Annotated in this window: 10 protein-coding genes; 9 read left to right on the forward strand and 1 reads right to left on the reverse strand. The window is 71.2% G+C overall.

What is annotated here, in order from left to right; translation table 11 throughout:
- The first annotated feature begins 12 nt into the window (after window positions 1–12).
- From ACIBIW_RS36020 to ACIBIW_RS36060, 9 genes are all read left to right on the forward strand, one after another.
- Window positions 13–7,815 (forward strand): amino acid adenylation domain-containing protein, encoded by a 7,803-nt coding sequence (locus tag ACIBIW_RS36020; protein ID WP_399342640.1) that lies wholly within the window; start codon window positions 13–15, stop codon window positions 7,813–7,815.
- A gap of 101 nt (window positions 7,816–7,916) precedes the next feature.
- Window positions 7,917–9,245, forward strand: a complete 1,329-nt coding sequence (locus tag ACIBIW_RS36025; protein WP_399342642.1) for an alpha/beta hydrolase-fold protein — start codon at window positions 7,917–7,919, stop codon at window positions 9,243–9,245.
- Between the two features lie 87 nt (window positions 9,246–9,332).
- Complete coding sequence (gene leuB, locus ACIBIW_RS36030) at window positions 9,333–10,451, forward strand: 3-isopropylmalate dehydrogenase (RefSeq protein ID WP_399342643.1); 1,119 nt, start codon at window positions 9,333–9,335, stop codon at window positions 10,449–10,451.
- A gap of 108 nt (window positions 10,452–10,559) precedes the next feature.
- Window positions 10,560–12,104 (forward strand): pyridoxal phosphate-dependent aminotransferase, encoded by a 1,545-nt coding sequence (locus ACIBIW_RS36035; protein WP_399342645.1) that lies wholly within the window; start codon window positions 10,560–10,562, stop codon window positions 12,102–12,104.
- Window positions 12,052–13,407: a hypothetical protein gene (locus tag ACIBIW_RS36040; protein WP_399342647.1), complete on the forward strand. Its 1,356-nt coding sequence runs from the start codon at window positions 12,052–12,054 to the stop codon at window positions 13,405–13,407. Before ACIBIW_RS36035 ends, ACIBIW_RS36040 begins: the two co-directional genes overlap by 53 nt.
- 53 nt (window positions 13,408–13,460) lie before the next feature.
- Window positions 13,461–14,855 (forward strand): 3-isopropylmalate dehydratase large subunit, encoded by a 1,395-nt coding sequence (gene leuC / locus ACIBIW_RS36045; protein WP_399342648.1) that lies wholly within the window; start codon window positions 13,461–13,463, stop codon window positions 14,853–14,855.
- Window positions 14,856–14,928: 73 nt separating this feature from the next.
- Window positions 14,929–15,552 (forward strand): 3-isopropylmalate dehydratase small subunit, encoded by a 624-nt coding sequence (leuD, locus tag ACIBIW_RS36050; protein ID WP_399342650.1) that lies wholly within the window; start codon window positions 14,929–14,931, stop codon window positions 15,550–15,552.
- Window positions 15,553–15,617: 65 nt separating this feature from the next.
- The gene (locus tag ACIBIW_RS36055) at window positions 15,618–15,803 is read left to right on the forward strand and encodes an MbtH family protein (protein WP_399342715.1); all 186 of its coding nucleotides are present in this window, start codon (window positions 15,618–15,620) and stop codon (window positions 15,801–15,803) included.
- A 59-nt stretch (window positions 15,804–15,862) separates the two neighbouring features.
- On the forward strand, window positions 15,863–16,204 hold the full coding sequence (locus tag ACIBIW_RS36060; RefSeq protein ID WP_399342651.1) for a hypothetical protein: 342 nt from the start codon (window positions 15,863–15,865) through the stop codon (window positions 16,202–16,204).
- A gap of 67 nt (window positions 16,205–16,271) precedes the next feature.
- Here ACIBIW_RS36060 and ACIBIW_RS36065 read toward each other — a convergent pair whose 3' ends face one another.
- Window positions 16,272–17,594 (reverse strand): MFS transporter, encoded by a 1,323-nt coding sequence (locus ACIBIW_RS36065; RefSeq protein ID WP_399342653.1) that lies wholly within the window; start codon window positions 17,592–17,594, stop codon window positions 16,272–16,274.

The following is a 17,594-nucleotide window of genomic DNA, read 5'->3' on the forward strand; positions in this document are numbered from 1 at the left end:
GTCATGGGTCCGGTGGAGCTGACGCCTGTTCAGCGGTGGTTCTTCGCGCAGGACTTCGCGGTCCCCCAGCACTTCAACCAGTCGGTACTCGTGGAAGTCGACTCCGGTCTGGGAGACAGGGGATGGCAGCGGGTCATGGGGCGGGTGCTGGAGCAGCACGACGGATTGCGCGCCCGCTTTGTTCAGGGCGCCGATGGTGCCTGGTCCTCGGAACTCCTGGGTGTTCCGGAGGTGCTTCCGTGGGAGGTGTGCGACCTCTCCGAGTGCCCGGCGGATGAGCGTGAGGGGCGTTTGTCCGAGGTTGCGGGGCGGGTGCAGGCGGGGCTGAATCTCGCGAATGGTCTGGTGTTCCGTGGGGTGTTGTTCACGGGGTGGGGTGACGGGCGCGACCGGTTGTTGTTGGTGGCGCACCATCTGGTGGTCGATGTGGTGTCGTGGCGGGTTTTGCTGGAGGACGTCGAGACGCTGACGGGTCAGGTGCGGCGCGGTGAGGAACTGGCGCTGCCCGCGAAATCCAGCGCCTGGCAGGAATGGGCGCGGCGGCTGGCCGATGAGGCGTCGAGCGAGGAGACCACCGCCGAGGAGCCTTACTGGACGGAGCAGACCGAGGCCACCGCGCTGCTTCCGGTGGACGAGTCCGCCGACGCGGAAGGGACCCGTTTCCACGAGGCGGTGCTGGGGGTCACGGAAACGCGGCGGTTGTTGCGTGATGTGCCCGCGGTTTTCAACACCCGGGTGAACGACGTGCTGTTGACGGGTGTGGCACGTGCCCTGGGGGTGTGGTCCGGTTCCGCATTCGTGCGGGTGGATGTCGAGGGGCACGGCCGCGAGGACTTGTTCGGCGATGTCGATGTGGCGCGCACGACGGGGTGGTTCACCACGATCTCACCGTTGCGGCTGCCGGTTGCGAACGCGGACGGCCTTGGCGAGGGGTTGAAGCGGGTCAAGGAGGTGCTGCGGGGGCGGCCCAGGCAGGGGATCGGTTACGGGCTGCTGGCGCATGGTCCCGTCGAGACGTCCCTGAGCGGCGCCGCGCCCGCGCAGGTCAGCTTCAACTACCTCGGCCAGTTCGACGACAGCTTCGCCGGAGGCTTCGCGGGCTCGTCCGACCTCGCGGGGCCCGATACCGACCCCGGCAACGCGCGCCCGTACCTCCTCGACATCGTGTGCCATGTCCGGGACGGCGAACTGCACATGCGGTGGACCTACGACGGCGCGGTCCACGCGGAGGAAACCGTCCGGGGTGTCGCCACCGACGCCCTCGACGCGCTGCGGGGCATCGGCGCGCAGGCGGCGCGGCCTGGCGCGGTGGGCTACAGCCCCTCCGACTTCCCCCTCGCGGGACTGTCGCAGCGGCAGCTCAACACCCTCGTCGACGCCCTGCGCACGCACCCCGCGTGGGACGCGGGCACCTCGCCCCGCCCCCTGGAGGACTGCTACCCGCAGACCCCCACCCAGCAGGGCATGTGGTTCCAGAGCCAGTACGCCCGCGGCGAGGGCTTCTACCACGTACAGAACGTGCTGCGGATCGACCAGGAACTCGACGTGGACGCCTTCCGCCGGGGCTGGTCCGAGGTCATGCGGCGGCACCCGATCCTGCGCACCGGCTTCTGGACCACCCACGAGGACCAGGCCCTCCAACTGGTCTGGTCGGCGCCGCCGGTGCCGCTGGACGTCGTCGACTGGCGTGCGGAGGACGCCGAGGCGCGGCAGGGGCTGCTGGACACGTATCTCGCACAGGACCGGGCACGCGGGTTCGAGCCCCATGAGGCCCCGCAGTGGCGGATGCTGCTCGCCCGTACCGCCGACGACTCGTACCAGCTCGTGTGGAGCGCCCACCACTCCATCCTGGACGGCTGGAGCATCAGCCTGATCCTGGGAGAAGCCGCCGCGCAGTACGGCGCGCTCGTCCAGGGCCGTCCCCTCGACCGGACGCCTGGCCGCCCCTACCGCGACTACGTCTCCTGGCTCCAGCGGCAGGATCTCGCGCAGGCCGAGGAGTACTGGCGCGACACCCTCCAGGGCGTCGAGGAGGCCGCGGCGCCGAACCTGGCGTCGGGCAAGGACGCCGCGCACGGCGGACCCGCGACATACGACTGGACCGAGGCGTTCCTCGACGCGGACGAGACCGCGGGGCTGAAGCGGTTCGCACAGCGCCACAGGCTCACCCTCAACACCGTGATGCAGGGCTGCTGGGCGCTGCTGCTCGGCCGCTACACCCGCACCGACGACGTCGTCTTCGGCACCGTCGTGTCGGGCCGGCCCCCCGAGGTCGAGGGCGTCGAGCGCATGGTCGGCCTCTTCATCAACACACTCCCGATCCGCGTCGGGCTGCCCGACGACAGCAGCGCCCTGGACTGGCTCACCGACCTCCAGGAGCGGAACCTGCGGATGCGGCAGTACGAGCACACCCCGCTCGGCGACATCCAGCGCTGGGTCGGACTGCCCGCGGGCACCCCCCTCTTCGAGAGCCTCTTCGTCTTCGAGAACTACCCCGATAACGAGGGCGACGAGGGCGACGAGGGCGAGGAGGGCGCGCTGCGGCTGACGGAACTCGGGTCCAAGGAACAGACCCACTACCCCCTCAACGCCGTGATCACGGTCGGCGAGCGCATCGGGGTGAACATCCTCTGGGACAGGCGGCGCTTCGAGGCGCACGCCGTCGAGGCGATGCTCGCCCACCTGCGGCACATCCTCCACGAACTCGTGACCGCGCCGGAGCGCCCCCTCGGCCGGGTCACCGTACTCGACGACGCCGAACGCGCCAGGGCGCTCGACGAGTGGAGCACCGACACCACGGCGCCCGTCGAGCCCGTCCTCTGCCACGACCTCGTCGAGCGGCAGGCCCTCGCCACCCCCGACTCGGTCGCCGTGGTCCACGAGGAGGGACACCTCACCTACGAGCAGTTGAACAGCCGGGCCGACCAGCTCGCCCACTGGCTGCGCGGGCACGGCGTCGGACCCGAGGTCCTGGTCGGCCTCTGCCTCGACCGGTCGCTCGAAGGCATCGTCGGACTGCTCGGCATCCTCAAGGCGGGCGGGGCGTACGTCCCGATCGACCCCCGCTACCCCCTCGACCGCATGGCCTACGTCGTCGAGGACGCGCGCATCGACCTCATGCTCACCCAGTCGCACCTGCTGCCGAGGCTGCCAGAGGGCCTGAGCACCCTCTGCCTCGACACCCAGTGGCAGGACGTCGCCGCCGGGCCCGCCACCGCGCCCGAGACGGCCGTCACCCCCCGGAACCTGGCGTACATCATCTACACCTCGGGCTCCACCGGGCGGCCCAAGGGCGTCATGGTCGCCCACCGCTGCCTCCAGCACATCCTGCCGTGGATACGCCTCAACCCCTGCTTCGACCGGCGGCAGAACGTCCTCCAGGTCGCCTCCACCAGCTTCGACTTCTCCGTCTGGGAGATCCTGCTGCCGCTCGTCACCGGCGGCACCCTGCACATCCCGGGCGCCGACACCCGCATGGTCGGCACCGACCTCCAGCACATACTGGCCGAACGGGCCATCGCCAGCCTCAACTTCACCCCCGGCGCGCTGGCCACCCTGCCCACCGACGACCCGCTGCCGCACCTGAGGACCCTCGTCGTCGGCGGCGAGGCGTACTCGGCCGACCTCATCAGGACCTGGGCGCCAGGACGCACCTTCTTCAACGTCTACGGGCCGACCGAGAGCACCATCTTCGCCACCGGGACGCACACCGACGAGAACCTGGACGTCATCCACATCGGACGCCCCCTCACCAACGTCAGGCTGTACGTCCTCGACCCGCACCTCCAGCCCGTGCCCCCCGGGGTGCCAGGCGAGCTGTACATCGGCGGCGTCGGCGTCACCCGCGGCTACATGAACAGGCCCGGCCTCACCGCCGAGTACTTCGTCGCCGACCCCTTCGGCGAGCCGGGCGGCCGCCTCTACCGCAGCGGCGACCTCGTCCGCCATCTCCCCGACGGCAACGTCGAGTTCATCGAGCGCATCGACGGACAGGTGAAGATCCGCGGCTTCAGGATCGAACTCGGCGAGATCGAGTCGGTGCTCGAAGCACACCCGCGGGTACGCGGCTGCGCTGTCCTCGCCCAGCCGGACGGCACCGGCAAGCGCCTCGTCGGCTACGTGGTCCTCGACGGCGCGGGCGACGACCCCACCGAGGAGCTGCGGGCCCATCTGAAGCGGCAACTGCCCTCCTACATGGTGCCCTCGGCCTTCGTCCGCCTCGAAGAACTGCCCCTCAACGGCAACGGCAAGCTCAACCGCAGGGCGCTCCCGCTGCCCGACGAGGCCGCCCCCGCCCCCGCGCTCTCCGCGGGCGCGCTGCCCAGGACGGCCACCGAGGCACGCCTCGCCGACATCTGGGAAGAGGTCATCGGGCACGGACCCGTCGGCGTCCACGACGACTTCACCGCACTCGGCGGGCACTCCCTGCTCGCGGTGAAGGTGGCCGCGCGCATCCAGCACACCTTCGGCGCCGAACTGCCCGTACGCGTCCTCTTCGAGCAGCCCTCGCTCGCCCAGGTCGCCGCGGAACTCGACGACATCCTGCGGCGGCGGCAGCCGCACCCCCCGCTGCCCCTGGTCCCGGCCGGGCGCGACGAGCCCATCCCCGCCACCTTCGACCAGCAGCGGCTCTGGTACATGGACCGGCTGCACCCCGACAGCCCCCTCTACACCGTCGGCTGGCTGCTGCACAGGCCCACCGCCGTGGCACCCGGGCCGCTGCGCCGCGCCCTCGGCGCCCTCATCGCACGCCACGAGGTGCTGCGGACCACGTTCCGCGAGCACCAGGGGCGCCTCTGGCAGGAGATCGCCCCCACCGGCACCGTCGTACTCACCGAGGCCGACCTGTCGGCGACCGACCACGAGGCGCTGCCGGAAGCGGTCCGTGCGGCCACGGGCGAGCTGTGGAGACTGCCCTTCGACCTCGCCGCGGGCCCCCTGCTGCGCACCCTGCTGATCCACCTGCCGGGCGGCGAGTCACTGCTCGCGTTCAGCGCCCACCACGCCGTCTTCGACGGCTACTCGATCGGCCTGCTCGGCGACGAACTCACCCGGACCTACGAGATCCTGGTCCGCGACGGGCAGGACGAGTCCGCGCTGCCGCCGCCGCCCGCCGTCCAGTACGCCGACTACGCGGTGTGGCAGCAGCAGTGGCTCGACGAGGAACGGCTCAGGCCCCACCTGGACTACTGGCGCGAGCACCTGGCGGGCGCGCCCGCGCTGATCTCGCTGCCGACCGACCACCCGCGGCCCGCCGTGCAGACCTTCGAGGGCGCCAACCTCACCCGCACCCTGCCGCCCGGCCTCGTCAGCCGCCTCACCCGGGTCGGCGAGGAGCACCGCACCACACGCTTCGTGACTCTGCTGAGCGCGTTCGCGGTGCTGCTCTCCCGGTACAGCGGGCAGGACAAGGTGGTCATCGGGGTCCCCGTCGCGGGCCGCGCCCGCGTCGAGACCGAGCCGATGATCGGCTTCCTCGTCAACACGGTCGCCCTCTGCGTCGACCTGGAGGGCGGCCCCGACTTCGCGGCCGTCGTCGACCAGGTCCGCTGGAAGCTCCTTGAGGCGCAGAGCCACCAGGAGGTGCCGTTCGACCGGATCGTCGAGGAGCTGAAGCCCGAGCGCAGCCTCAGCTACAGCCCCGTCTTCCAGGTCATGTTCTCCGGCCTGGACAAGCTCTTCGAGGAGTTCCCCGAGCAGCAGCCCGCCTGGATGCACGACGTCACCGACGAGGGCGTCGGCGTCGCCAAGTTCGACCTCGGACTGAGCGTGCAGGGACGCGACGGCGGCCTCCAGTGCACCTTCGAGTACAGCACCGGCCTCTTCGAGCGCGACACCGTCGCCGCCATGGGCGCGCACCTGCTCACCCTCCTCGACGCCGCCCTCGACGAGCCGCGCACCCCCGTGACACGGCTCCCGCTGCTGACGGACACCGAGCGCGCCCGCATCCTCGACGACCGCAACGCCACCCGCGACGAGCGCCTGTCGGGCCCGCCCTGCCTGCACCGGCTCGTCGAGGAGCAGGCCCGGCTGACACCCGACCGCATCGCCCTCTCCTTCGAGGAGGAACAGCTCACCTACGCCCAGCTCGACCTGCGCGCGAACCGGCTCGCGCGCACCCTCGCGGCACATGGCGTCGGCCCCGAGTCCCACGTCGGCGTCTGCATGCACCGCTCCCCCGACCTGGTGACGGCGCTGCTCGCCGTCCTCAAGGCGGGCGGCGCCTACGTGCCGCTCGACCCCGACCACCCGCAGGACCGGCTCGCCTTCGTCGCCGGGGACGCCGGGGTACGCGTCGTGCTGACGGAGCCCGCGACCAGCGGCCTCGTCGGCTTCCTCACCGCCGCGGGCGGCCGCGTCGTCGAACTCGGCGGCGCCGACATCTCCTGGCTCACGGCGGACGGCGCACCGCTCGACGTGCCCGTGCACGAGGACAACCTCGCCTACGTGATCTACACCTCCGGCTCCACCGGCCGCCCCAAGGGCGCGATGCTGTCGCACCGCGGCATCCGCAACCGCCTGCTGTGGATGCAGGACGCCTACCGCCTCGGCGAGGACGACCGCGTTTTGCAGAAGACCCCGTACAGCTTCGACGTCTCCGTGTGGGAGTTCTTCTGGCCCCTCATCACCGGCGCGCGGCTGCACCTCGCGCGCCCCGACAGCCACCGCGACCCCGCCCACCTCGCCGACGCGATCGAGCAACACGCCATCGGGGTGCTCCACTTCGTGCCGTCCATGCTGGAGACGTTCCTGCGCAGGCCGGGCGCGGGCGAGCAGTGCCAGAGCGTGCGCCAGGTGATGTGCAGCGGCGAGGCGCTGTCGGTGGAGGTGCAGGACGAGTTCCTGCGCGCCCTCCCGCACGCCCGGCTGCACAACCTGTACGGACCCACCGAGGCATCGGTCGACGTCACCTCCTGGGAGTGCCGCAGCGCCCCCGGGGCGAGCGGCGTCCCGATCGGCCGCCCGGTGGCGAACACCAGGATCTACGTGCTCGACGACGCGATGGAGCCGGTACCCGACGGCGTCATCGGGGAGCTGTACATCGGCGGCGTCCAACTGGCCCGCGGCTACCTGGGGCGCCCCGGACTCACCGCGGAGCGCTTCGTCGCCGACCCCTTCGGGCCAGGACGGCTGTACGCGACCGGGGACCTGGCGCGGTTCAGGGCCGACGGCGTCGTCGAGTACGCGGGGCGCAAGGACCACCAGATCAAGATCCGCGGCTACCGCATCGAGGTCGAGGAGATCGAGGCCGTACTCGCCGAGCACCCCGCGGTGCGCGCCTGCCTCGTCGTGGTGCACGAGGCCACGCCCACCGACAAGCGCCTCACCGCGTTCTTCACGGCGGCAGGCGACGCGGAGCCCGACCGGGACGCCCTGCGGGCACACCTCCTCGAACGGCTCCCCGAGTACATGGTGCCCGCGCACCTCGTGCCGCTCGACGCGTTCCCGCTCACCGCCAACGGCAAGGTGGACAGGGCGGCCCTGCCGACACTGCCCGACGTGGTGCGCAGGGCCCAGGACGGCGAGAGCCACGTCGCGCCCAGGACCGGCACGGAGAAGGCGCTCGCCGCGCTCTGGGCGCGCCTGCTCGACCTGGAACGCGTCGGAATCCGGGACGACTTCTTCAACCTCGGCGGCCACTCGCTGCTCGTCGCCTCCATGGCGGCCGAGGTCCAGGAGCGCTGGGGCACCTCGCTCATGCTCACCACGGTCTTCCAGAACCGCACCGTCGAGGCGCTGGCCCGGTTCATCGACGAGGGCGAGGGCGAGGGCGAGGAGGAGCCGGACGCGGACGAGCTGTTCGACCTGCTCTGAGCCCGGCGGCCCGGCCGGGAGACAGCCGGGCCGCCACCACCGCCGTTCCACCCACCGCCGCCGACCGCACGCCAGGACCACGCCAGGACGAGGAGAGAAGCATGTTCGCCGCGCAGCCACCGCTGACGAGTCCGAGGATCGCCCGACTCGCGGCAGCCGTAGAGGCGGGGGAGCACGACGCCCCCGAGGCGTTCTGGAAGGAGGTCGCCGAGGCCGGCAGCCCCCTGATGGAGCCGTCGGGGGACGACGATTCCCGCACCCTGGTCACCTTCCTGTGGCGGGGCACGGAGACCGCCGAGGGCGCAGGGGCCGCCGAAGGCGCCGGGACCGCAGGGGCCGCCGAGCCCACGGAGAACGCGCTCGTGCTCTTCTGTAGCGCGCCGAGCGGTGACTTCGGCGAGTACCGGCTCGAACGGCTGCCGGGCACCGACGTCTGGTACCGGTCGTATCTGCTGCCGTCCGAGCTGCGCACCACGTACCTGCTCTCCGTCAACGACCCGATGGTGCCGTTCACCTCGTACGCGGAGGTGCTGGCCCGGCTGCCCGAGTACAGGACCGACCCGCTCAACCCCCGCGACTACACGCTCATGGGCAACCCGGCCCAGTTCAAGGTGTCGGTGCTCGAACTGCCCGGCGCCCCGCGCCAGCCCTGGAACATCGCGCGCCGCGGCGTGGCCAGGGGCGCCACCCGCATGCACACCGCCACCAGCTCCATCCTGGGCACCCGGCAGCACGTCACCGTCTACACCCCGCCCGGCTACACCGACACCGGCGACGACTACGACGTCTTCCTGCTCTTCGACGGCTGGTCGTACTACAACTTCGCCGGTATCACCACCGTGCTCGACAACCTCCTGCACACCGGCCGCATCCCCCCGTACGTCCTGGTGATGCACACCAACGAGGACCAGGAGATCCGGGCCCGCGAACTGCCGTGCCACGAGCCGTTCAGCGACTACCTGAACCAGGAGCTGATGCCCTGGGTCCACGAGAACTACCACATCACCCGCGACGGCTCCCGCACCGTCGTCGGCGGCTCCTGCTTCGGCGGACTCGGCGCGTCCTACGCGGCGTTCAAGTCGCCCGAGCGATTCGGGAACGTCATTTCCCAGTCCGGTTCCTACTGGTGGCCGGGAAAGGGCGACCAGGAAAGGGAAGAGGAGTGGCTGACCGAGCAGTTCAGGAATGCACCGAGGCTGCCCATCCGGTTCTCCATGGACATCGGGAGCCTTGAACGCGCCATCGTCGACTACGACCCGATGACGACGCACCAGAACATGCACCTGGTCCTGCGGGAAAAGGGCTACGAGGTCGACTACGACGAATACACCGGCGGCCACGACATGATCTGCTGGCGCGGCACGATCGTCGACCGGCTGCTCTCCTTCCACCCCAGGCAGAAAGACGCAAAGGCGCCGCGGAAGAAGTGAATTCCGGGCCGCACGCGCAGGCCCCCGGCGCCCGCCGCCACCACACCGCACACACGAACTTCGCCATGTTCCTCGAAAGGTGAGCCGATGAGCAACGCCACGATCACTGTGCTTCCGGGAGACGGGGTCGGTCCCGAGGTGACGGCACAGGCACTCGACGTGCTGCGCGCCGTGGAGGAGAAGTACGGCCACACCTTCACCGTCCACAGACGCCGGGTCGGACTCGACGCCATCACGGCCGAGGGGGTCGCGATATCGGACCGCACCTTCGACATCTGCGCCGCGAGCGACGCCATTCTCTTCGGCGCCATCGGAAGCCTTCCCGGCGGCCACACCGGCGGCGGGCCCCGGCCGGAACAGGCGCTCTTCAGGCTCCGCAAGGAGTTCGGCTTCTTCGCCAACCTGCGCCCGGTACGCCCGCCCGAGGCCCTGCACGGGGCGTCGTCCCTGAAGCCCGAGTACCTCAAGGGCGCCGACCTCGTCTTCGTGCGGGAGCTGTCGGCCGGCCTCTACTACGGGCGCCTTGAGACCGTGCCAGGCAAGCCGAGCGAGATCCGCCGCACCCCCGGGGCCACGGAGGCCGTCGACACACTGCTCTACACCGAGGCGGAGATCGAGCGGGTGGTGCGGGCCGCGTTCGACATCGCCGTCGGCCGCACCGGGAAGGTCACCTCCGTCGACAAGGCCAACGTCCTCAGCTCCTCGGTGCTGTGGCGGGAGGTCGTGGAGCGGGTGGCGGGCGACTACCCCGCGGTGACATACGAGCACATGCTCGTCGACGCCTGCGCGATGCGGCTCATCAGGACCCCCGCGGACTTCGACGTGATCGTCACCGAGAACCTCTTCGGCGACATCCTCACCGACGAGGCGTCCATGCTGACCGGCTCCATCGGCATGCTGCCCTCCGCCAGCCTCGGCACCCGCCGCACCGCGGGTGGCACCTTCGGCCTCTACGAGCCCATCCACGGCTCGGCCCCCGACATCGCGGGCCAGGAGAAGGCCAACCCGCTCGGCGCCATCCTCTCCGCCGCGCTGCTGCTGCGGCACTCCCTCGGCCTCGAACGGGAGGCCGCCGCCGTCGAGAAGGCCGTGGACACCGTCATCGCCGACGGCCACAGGACCGCGGACCTGGAGGAGCCGGGACGCACCCCCGTGGGGACCGCCGAGATGGGGCGGCACGTGGTGGAAGCGCTGCGGCACCCCTGAACCGGCCCGCCCCGCCCGCACACCCCACCGGCACACCACGTGCCCGCCGGCCGGTCACCGCGCCCCACGCGCGCCGTACGGAGAACCGACAACGGAGGCCCCCACCCCATGACGCCAGAGAGTTCCGCACCAGGGACGCCGACCCGCCTCGACGACCAGCGCCGGCTGGTCCGCGAGGCACGCGCGGCGCTGGTGCGGCGCCGCAGAGCCGGGTCGACCGACAGCGCGGAGCCGCCCATCAGGGTCATGGCGCGCATCGTCGGCGAACTGGAGCAGGACTGCGCGGCCCGCGAGTTCGACCCGGACGCCACCCGTCTTGAGATCGTGAACCGGACCATCGGCGACATCAACGTACGGCGGATCACCGAGTGCGAGGGCGAGGAAGGCGGCCCGGGGGACTACCGGACGCTCGCCGACGACCTCGGCGTCGCGCTGCCGGGCGAGGACATCGGCGGGCGCACCGCCTCCGGCCACGGCTACCGCTGGCTCAGGGACCGGATGGCCGACGAGGAGCGCGCCCTGCTCGCCGCCGGCCACGACCCGCGCGTCTACGACATCCAGGGCGTCGGCAACCCCGTCCTGCGGGCCAGGCTCGCCGCCGACATGGCGGAGTGGGGCATGACGGCCACCGGGGACCAGGTGGCACTCGGCCTCGGCGCCACCGACTGCATCGACAAGACGTTGCGCGGCCTCGCGCTGCTGGCGAGGCACCTTTCCCGGCCGCCGGGCGCGCTGCTCTTCGCCGCCCCCGGCTTCAACATGCCGGAACTCCAGGCCGTGGCCTACGGATACCGGCTGCACCGGGTGCGCACCAGGGCCGAGGAGCGGTTCAAGCTGACCGCGGAGCTGCTCGCCGGGGAACTGGAGGAGCACCAGGACATCACCGTCGTCTATCTGACGGTGACGAACAACCCGACCACCTTCGCCTACGAGCCGTCAGAACTGGCCGCGCTCATGGAGGTCGTCAGGCGCTTCGCGGACCGGGGCCGCCGCGTCCACGTCCTCGCGGACCTCGCGTACGTCGGCACCGGGACGCCCGCCGCGGACGAGGCCCGCATGCGCGCGCTGACCGGCGCGCCCGGCGTGGCCGAGCTGCTGATCCACGTCAACAGCATGTCCAAGACCCACACGCTGACCGGGGAGCGCTTCGGCTGGGCGGTGTTCGGGGACGCCGCGCTCGCCGTCGACATCAGGGCGAGCTGGGTCAGCAGCATCAGCTCGCTGCCCGGCGAATGGCAACTGCGCTTCATGGCCTACCACACGCTCTTCCGGCGCGATCCCCGGCTGATGGAGAAGATCCGCGGCCTCTACCGGCTGCGCCGCGCACGGCTGCGGAGACAACTGGAGCTGTTCGACGAGGAGCACCACCTCTTCGAACGCGTCTATCTCGACGACGACGCGACCATCTACAACTGGAGCCGGCTCAGGCCGGGCGAGGACTGCTTCTCGGTTCTGGAGAAGACCGGTGTCGCCGGCATTCCCGGTTCCGCGTTCGGCTACTCCGACGACTACGTCCGCTTCTCGGTCGGCATGCTGCCGGTCGAACTGAGCGATGTCCGTGGCGCCGCCGGGCCGGCGAACCATCCGACAAGGAGAGACCATGCAGGGCATCAGAAACCTCGAAATTCCGGTGAACTTCAACTGGAACAGTGACGAGAGTCCGCTGTCGCCGCTTCCGCAGCACATTCCGGTCGAGCCGGTCGCCGAGCAGGTCGCCCGCGCGCAGATTCTCTCGGAATGCCTGCGGGACGGTCTCCAGGGCATAGTCGGCTATCCGTCGCTCGACGACATGATGCAGTACCTGCATCTCCTCGACGACTTCGGAGTCAGGTGCGCCACCGTCGGCATCTACCCGGGCAACGCCGACCGTCTCGACCGGATGATGAAGGCGCTGCTCGGCCGGATGCGCGAGGAACTGCCCGGCATCGTGCCCTCCGTGCTCTCCATGTGTACGGAAGAGGCCCTGAAGTGGACCGTCGAGTGCAAGGAGATACACCCCGCGCTGGAGTCCGTCGTCTTCATGGGCAGCGCGCCGTCCCGGCGCCTCGTGCAGGGCTGGGACCTCGACTTCGTCCTCAACCGGATGGAGACGTTCATCAAGAAGACCGTGGAGATGGGCATCCCCGTCATCGCGGGCACCGAGCACACCACGCAGACCTCGCCCGAGGACCTTCGGGCGATCACCCGCACCCAGGTGGAGAGCGGCGCGTACGCCGTCGCGCTCGCCGACACCATCGGCGTCATCCGCCCGCTCGGCACCCACCGTCTCGTCCGCTTCGTCCGCGACGAGCTGGACGCGCTCGGCGTGCCCGACCTGCTGGTCGACTGGCACGGCCACCGGGACACCGGCAACGCCCTCGGCAACGCGATGGCGGCGGTCGCGGCGGGCGCCGACCGCGTCCACGTCGTCTCGCGCGGCGTCGGGGAGCGCTCGGGGAACGCCTCTCTCGAGGAGGTCGTCCTCAACCTCGCCGCCATCCAGGCGGAGAACGCCCTGCCGGTCTCCTGGGACATGCCGAAGCTGCTGCGGCTGATCACCTTCTACCAGGGGATGGTCGACGTCGAGACCCCGGAGCACGGGGTGCTCGGCAAGCGCTACAGCCACACCTCGTCCGGCATCCACTCCGACGCCATCCTCAAGGCCCGCCACCTCGCCGACCTGGCGCGGGCGGCCAAGGACGCGGAACGCGAGGCCAGGCTCCTGGAGATGTCGCGCACCGTGTACTCCGCCGTCGACCCCGCGTCCGTCGGCGGGACGCCGTCCGTCGCCGTCAGCCCCTGGAGCGGGCAGAGCTCCGTGAAGCTCGCCTACATGCTCGCCGGGCACGACCCCGCCGAGCTGACCCCCGAGACCGTCGAGGGCCTGCTGACCCGCGCGAACGAGCTGGGCCGTGAACTGACCCCGCAGGAGCTGGAAGAGGGCTTCGCGAGGGCGCACGCGCCGCACGGAGCCTGAGCGCTCCCGCCGAGACACCCACAGGGACGACGACCCACAGGAGTGACCGAACGATGCCGCAGACGATGTTCGACAAGATCTGGGACGCGCACGTGGTGCGCGACGAGGCAGGAGAGGTGCCGATGCTCTACATCGACCGGCACCTGACCCACGAGGCGACCTCGCCCCAGGCGTTCGCCGGGCTGCGCGAGCGCGGTCTTCCGGTGCACCGCCCCGAGACCGTGGTCGCCGTCATCGACCACAACGTGCCCACGGTGCCCGGGCGGCGGCTCGTCGACGTCGTCGACAGCCAGAGCGTCATGTGCATCGAGACGATGGAGGACAACGCCAGGGACTTCGGCGTCCGGCTGCTCGGCATGAACGACGCGGACCAGGGCATCGTGCACGTCGTCGGCCCCGAACTGGGCCTCTCGCTGCCCGGCATGACGGTGGTCTGCGGCGACTCCCACACCTCCACGCACGGCGCCCTCGGCATCTTCGCCATGGGCATCGGCACCAGCGAGGTGGAGATCGTGCTCGCCACCCAGTGCCTGCTCCAGTCGAAGCCGAAGACGATGAACATCCGTATCGACGGGGAGCTGCGGCCCGGTGTGACCGCGAAGGACATCGCCCTCGCGATGATCCGCAGGCTCGGCACCGACGTCGGCACCAACCACGTCGTCGAGTTCAGCGGCTCCGCCGTGCGCTCCCTCACCATCGAGGGCCGTATGACGCTGTGCAACATGGCGATCGAGGCCGGGGCGCGTGCGGGCATGGTCGCCCCCGACGACGTCACCGTCGAGTATGTGCGGGGCCGCAGGTTCGCGCCCGCCGGGGAGCTGTTCGAGCTGGCAGCGGAGAAGTGGAAGGAGCTGGCGAGCGACCCGGGCGCCCGCTTCGACGCGGAGCACCGCCTCAGCGTCGACGACCTCGTACCGCAGGTCACCTGGGGCACCAACCCCGGCATGGTCGCCGACATCACGGGCACGGTCCCCGACCCGGCGGGCGAAGACGACCCCGCGGTGCGCGCGTCCATGGAGCAGGCCCTCGCCTACATGGGCCTCGAACCGGGGCAGCGCGTCGAGGACATCGCCGTCGACACCGTCTTCATCGGGTCGTGCACCAACTCCCGCATGGAGGACCTGCGGCTGGCCGCCGGGTACGTCGCGGGCAGGAAGGTCGCCGACGGGGTGCGCGCCATCGTCGTGCCCGGCTCGATGAGCGTGCACCGCCAGGCCGAGGAGGAGGGCCTCGCCGACGTGTTCCGGGAGGCCGGCTTCGAGTGGCGCGAGTCCGGTTGCAGCATGTGCATCGCCATGAACGGGGACCGGCTCTCCGCGGGCGAGCGCTGCGCCTCGACGAGCAACCGCAACTTCGAGGGGCGCCAGGGCAAGGGCGGGCGCACCCATCTGGTCAGCCCCGTCACGGCCGCGGCCACCGCCGTCGCGGGCCGCTTCGCGTACGCGTAGGACACCGCGGCCGGCCGCCGCGGGACCCCGGCGGCCGGCCCGCCATCAACGCACCCACAACGTAAGGACCTCCGTGGAGAAATTCATCACGCACGAGGGCACCGCGGTGCCGCTCATGCGGTCCAACGTGAACACGGACGACATCATCCCCGCCCGGTTCCTGAAGTCGGTGAGCAGGACGGGCTTCGGCCGCCACCTCTTCGCGAACTGGCGCTACCTGGAGGACGGCAGCACCCCCGACCCCGGCTTCCCGCTCAACGAGCCGCGGTACGCGGACGCGAGCGTGCTGGTGGCGGGCGAGAACTTCGGCTGCGGCTCCTCGCGCGAGCACGCGCCCTGGTCACTGCGGGAGTTCGGCTTCCGCTGCGTCGTCGCGCCCAGCTTCGCCGACATCTTCCACAACAACTGCTTCAACAGCAGCATCCTGCCCGTCACGCTGCCGGCCGAGGACGTCGAGGCCGTCGCACGGACGCTCGCGGAGGGCGCGTCGCCGACCCTCCGTGTCGACCTGGCGGCGCAGTCCCTGACCACGGCCGACGGCCGGGTCCACCGCTTCGAGATCGACCCGTTCAAGAAGAACTCCCTGATGGAGGGCCTGGACAGCATCGGCTGGGCCCTCTCGCACAAGGACCGGGTCCTCTCCTACGAGGCACGGCGCAGGCGGGAGGCGCCCTGGCTCTTCCCCGAGACCGCCTGACCGACGACCCCGCACACCCACCGGAACCGACAGCAGACCAGGAGACCGCAGTGGAAGCCCAGCAGATGAAGGTGCTCGTCAACGACGAGGAGCAGTACTCCCTGTGGCCGTCGTACCTCGACGTCCCCGCGGGCTGGAAGGAGACCGGCACCGAGGGCACCAGGGAGAAGTGCCTGGAGTACGTGAACGAGGTGTGGGTCGACATGCGGCCCCGCAGCCTGCGCGAGCAGATGGAGCGGACCGCCCCCTGACCCGGCGGCCCCGAGGAAGTACCTGACCAGGCCCGCAACAGCCAAGAAGAGGAGCACCCATGGACGCACTCGTCGGACGGCTCTGCGCCGAGGGGCAGAAGGTCGCGGTCGGCGGCCCCTCGCCCTCGGTGGCGGAGCTACAGCGCCGTCTCACCAAGATGGGGTACGTCTTCATCAAGTTCACCGAGTCCCGCGGCGGTACCGACCTCGGCGTGCGCGTCGACACCGGCGCCACCGACGTGTCGGGCGCCGACTTCGCGGGCGGCAGGGGCGTCGCGCACATCGAGGGCACCCTGACGCTCAACACCGTGAAGGTGCGCTGTGTCGCCGACATCGAACTGTCGACGCTCAGCGGCACCGGGCACCTGATCGCGCTCAACGAGGGCGCCTTCGCCGGGTGACGCCCGCGCGGACAGGCCCGGCGGCGGCGCCACCGCCGCCGGGCCGCAGCCGTGCCGCAGCCCTGCCTCAGGGCGCGGGCGCCGCGGGCACCGGCTCCGCGACCGGCTGCTCGGCGTCCGGCAGGTCCCGCTCCATCCGCCGCACCGCGCGCGGTACGCATGTGACCGCGACCACCAGCGCGAGCAGCAGCCCGGACAGCACGAACACCATGGCGACCGCGCCGCCCGTGCCGGTGCCCGTGAGCCGCCCCGCGCTGTCCGTGAGCGGCCCCTCGGCGAGCGGCCTGCCCACGTACTCCGTGACCGGGCCCGCGACGGCGAACGCGATCGGGTCGGCCGACCAGGCGATCATGCGGCGCACCGAGAAGACCCGGCCCTGCACGCTCGCCGGGGTCTTGCGCTGCCAGAGCGTCGCCGTGACGGCGTTGGTCACCGCGTAGCCGCCCAGCACCCCGAACATGCCGACCGTCAGCAGCACCGGGGCGCCATGGCTGCCGCCCATCGCCAGCAGCAGGCCGCTGTGCAGCACCGCGACCAGCAGGACGGCCCGCACCAGGCGTCTGGGCTGCCGGGTGACGCTCATGACACCGCTGACGCCGATCATGCCGACCGCGCCCACGGCGTTGATGACGCCGAGCGTCGACGGCGGGTGCGAGCTGAGCACCAGCGGGGTGACGAGGACGAGCGCCATCGCCATGGTCAGGTTGTAGAAGGCGAAGAAGACCAGCAGCCCGAGGAGCCCGCCGCGCTGTCTGATGAACCGCCAGCCCTCGGCCATCTCGGCGTGCACGGGGCGGCGTTCCGCGTCCTTCGGGCGGGCCGCGGGGATGATCGGCAGCAGCCGGTAGGACAGCAGCGTGGTGCACACGGCGAGGCAGAAGCTGGTCAGGTCGACCAGCAGCAGCCCGCCGAGCCCGACGACCGCGTACAGCGTGCCGCCGAGCAGGTCGCCGAGGACGATGCCGCCGGCCTCGGCGACGCCGACGCGGCCGTTGGCCCTGCTGAGGTCGTCCTTGGCCACGATCTGCGTGATGAGGCTGGAGAAGGCGGGCCACTGGAACGCCTGGAAGACCGCGCCGACCGCCACCATCGCGTACAGGTGCCAGGGCCGCAGCAGGCCCGCCGCGTTCAGCGCGAGCAGCGCCAGGGGCGTGGCGGCGGTGCCGATGTCGCTCAGCAGCATGATCCGGCGCCGGTCGAAGCGGTCGGTGAGCACCCCGGCCAGCGGCAGGGTGAGCAGGCCGGGCAGCGAGCCCGCCAGGATGAGGGTGGCGAACGCGGTCGTGGAACCGGTCCGCGCGAAGACCCACACCCCGATGCCGAAGGTGGTCATACGGCTGCCGATGAGCGAGGCCGCCTGCCCCGCCCAGACCAGGTTGAAGACGCGCAC

This window comes from Streptomyces sp. NPDC050560 (assembly GCF_044457285.1).
In the GTDB taxonomy this organism is placed as follows: Bacteria; Actinomycetota; Actinomycetes; order Streptomycetales; family Streptomycetaceae; genus Streptomyces.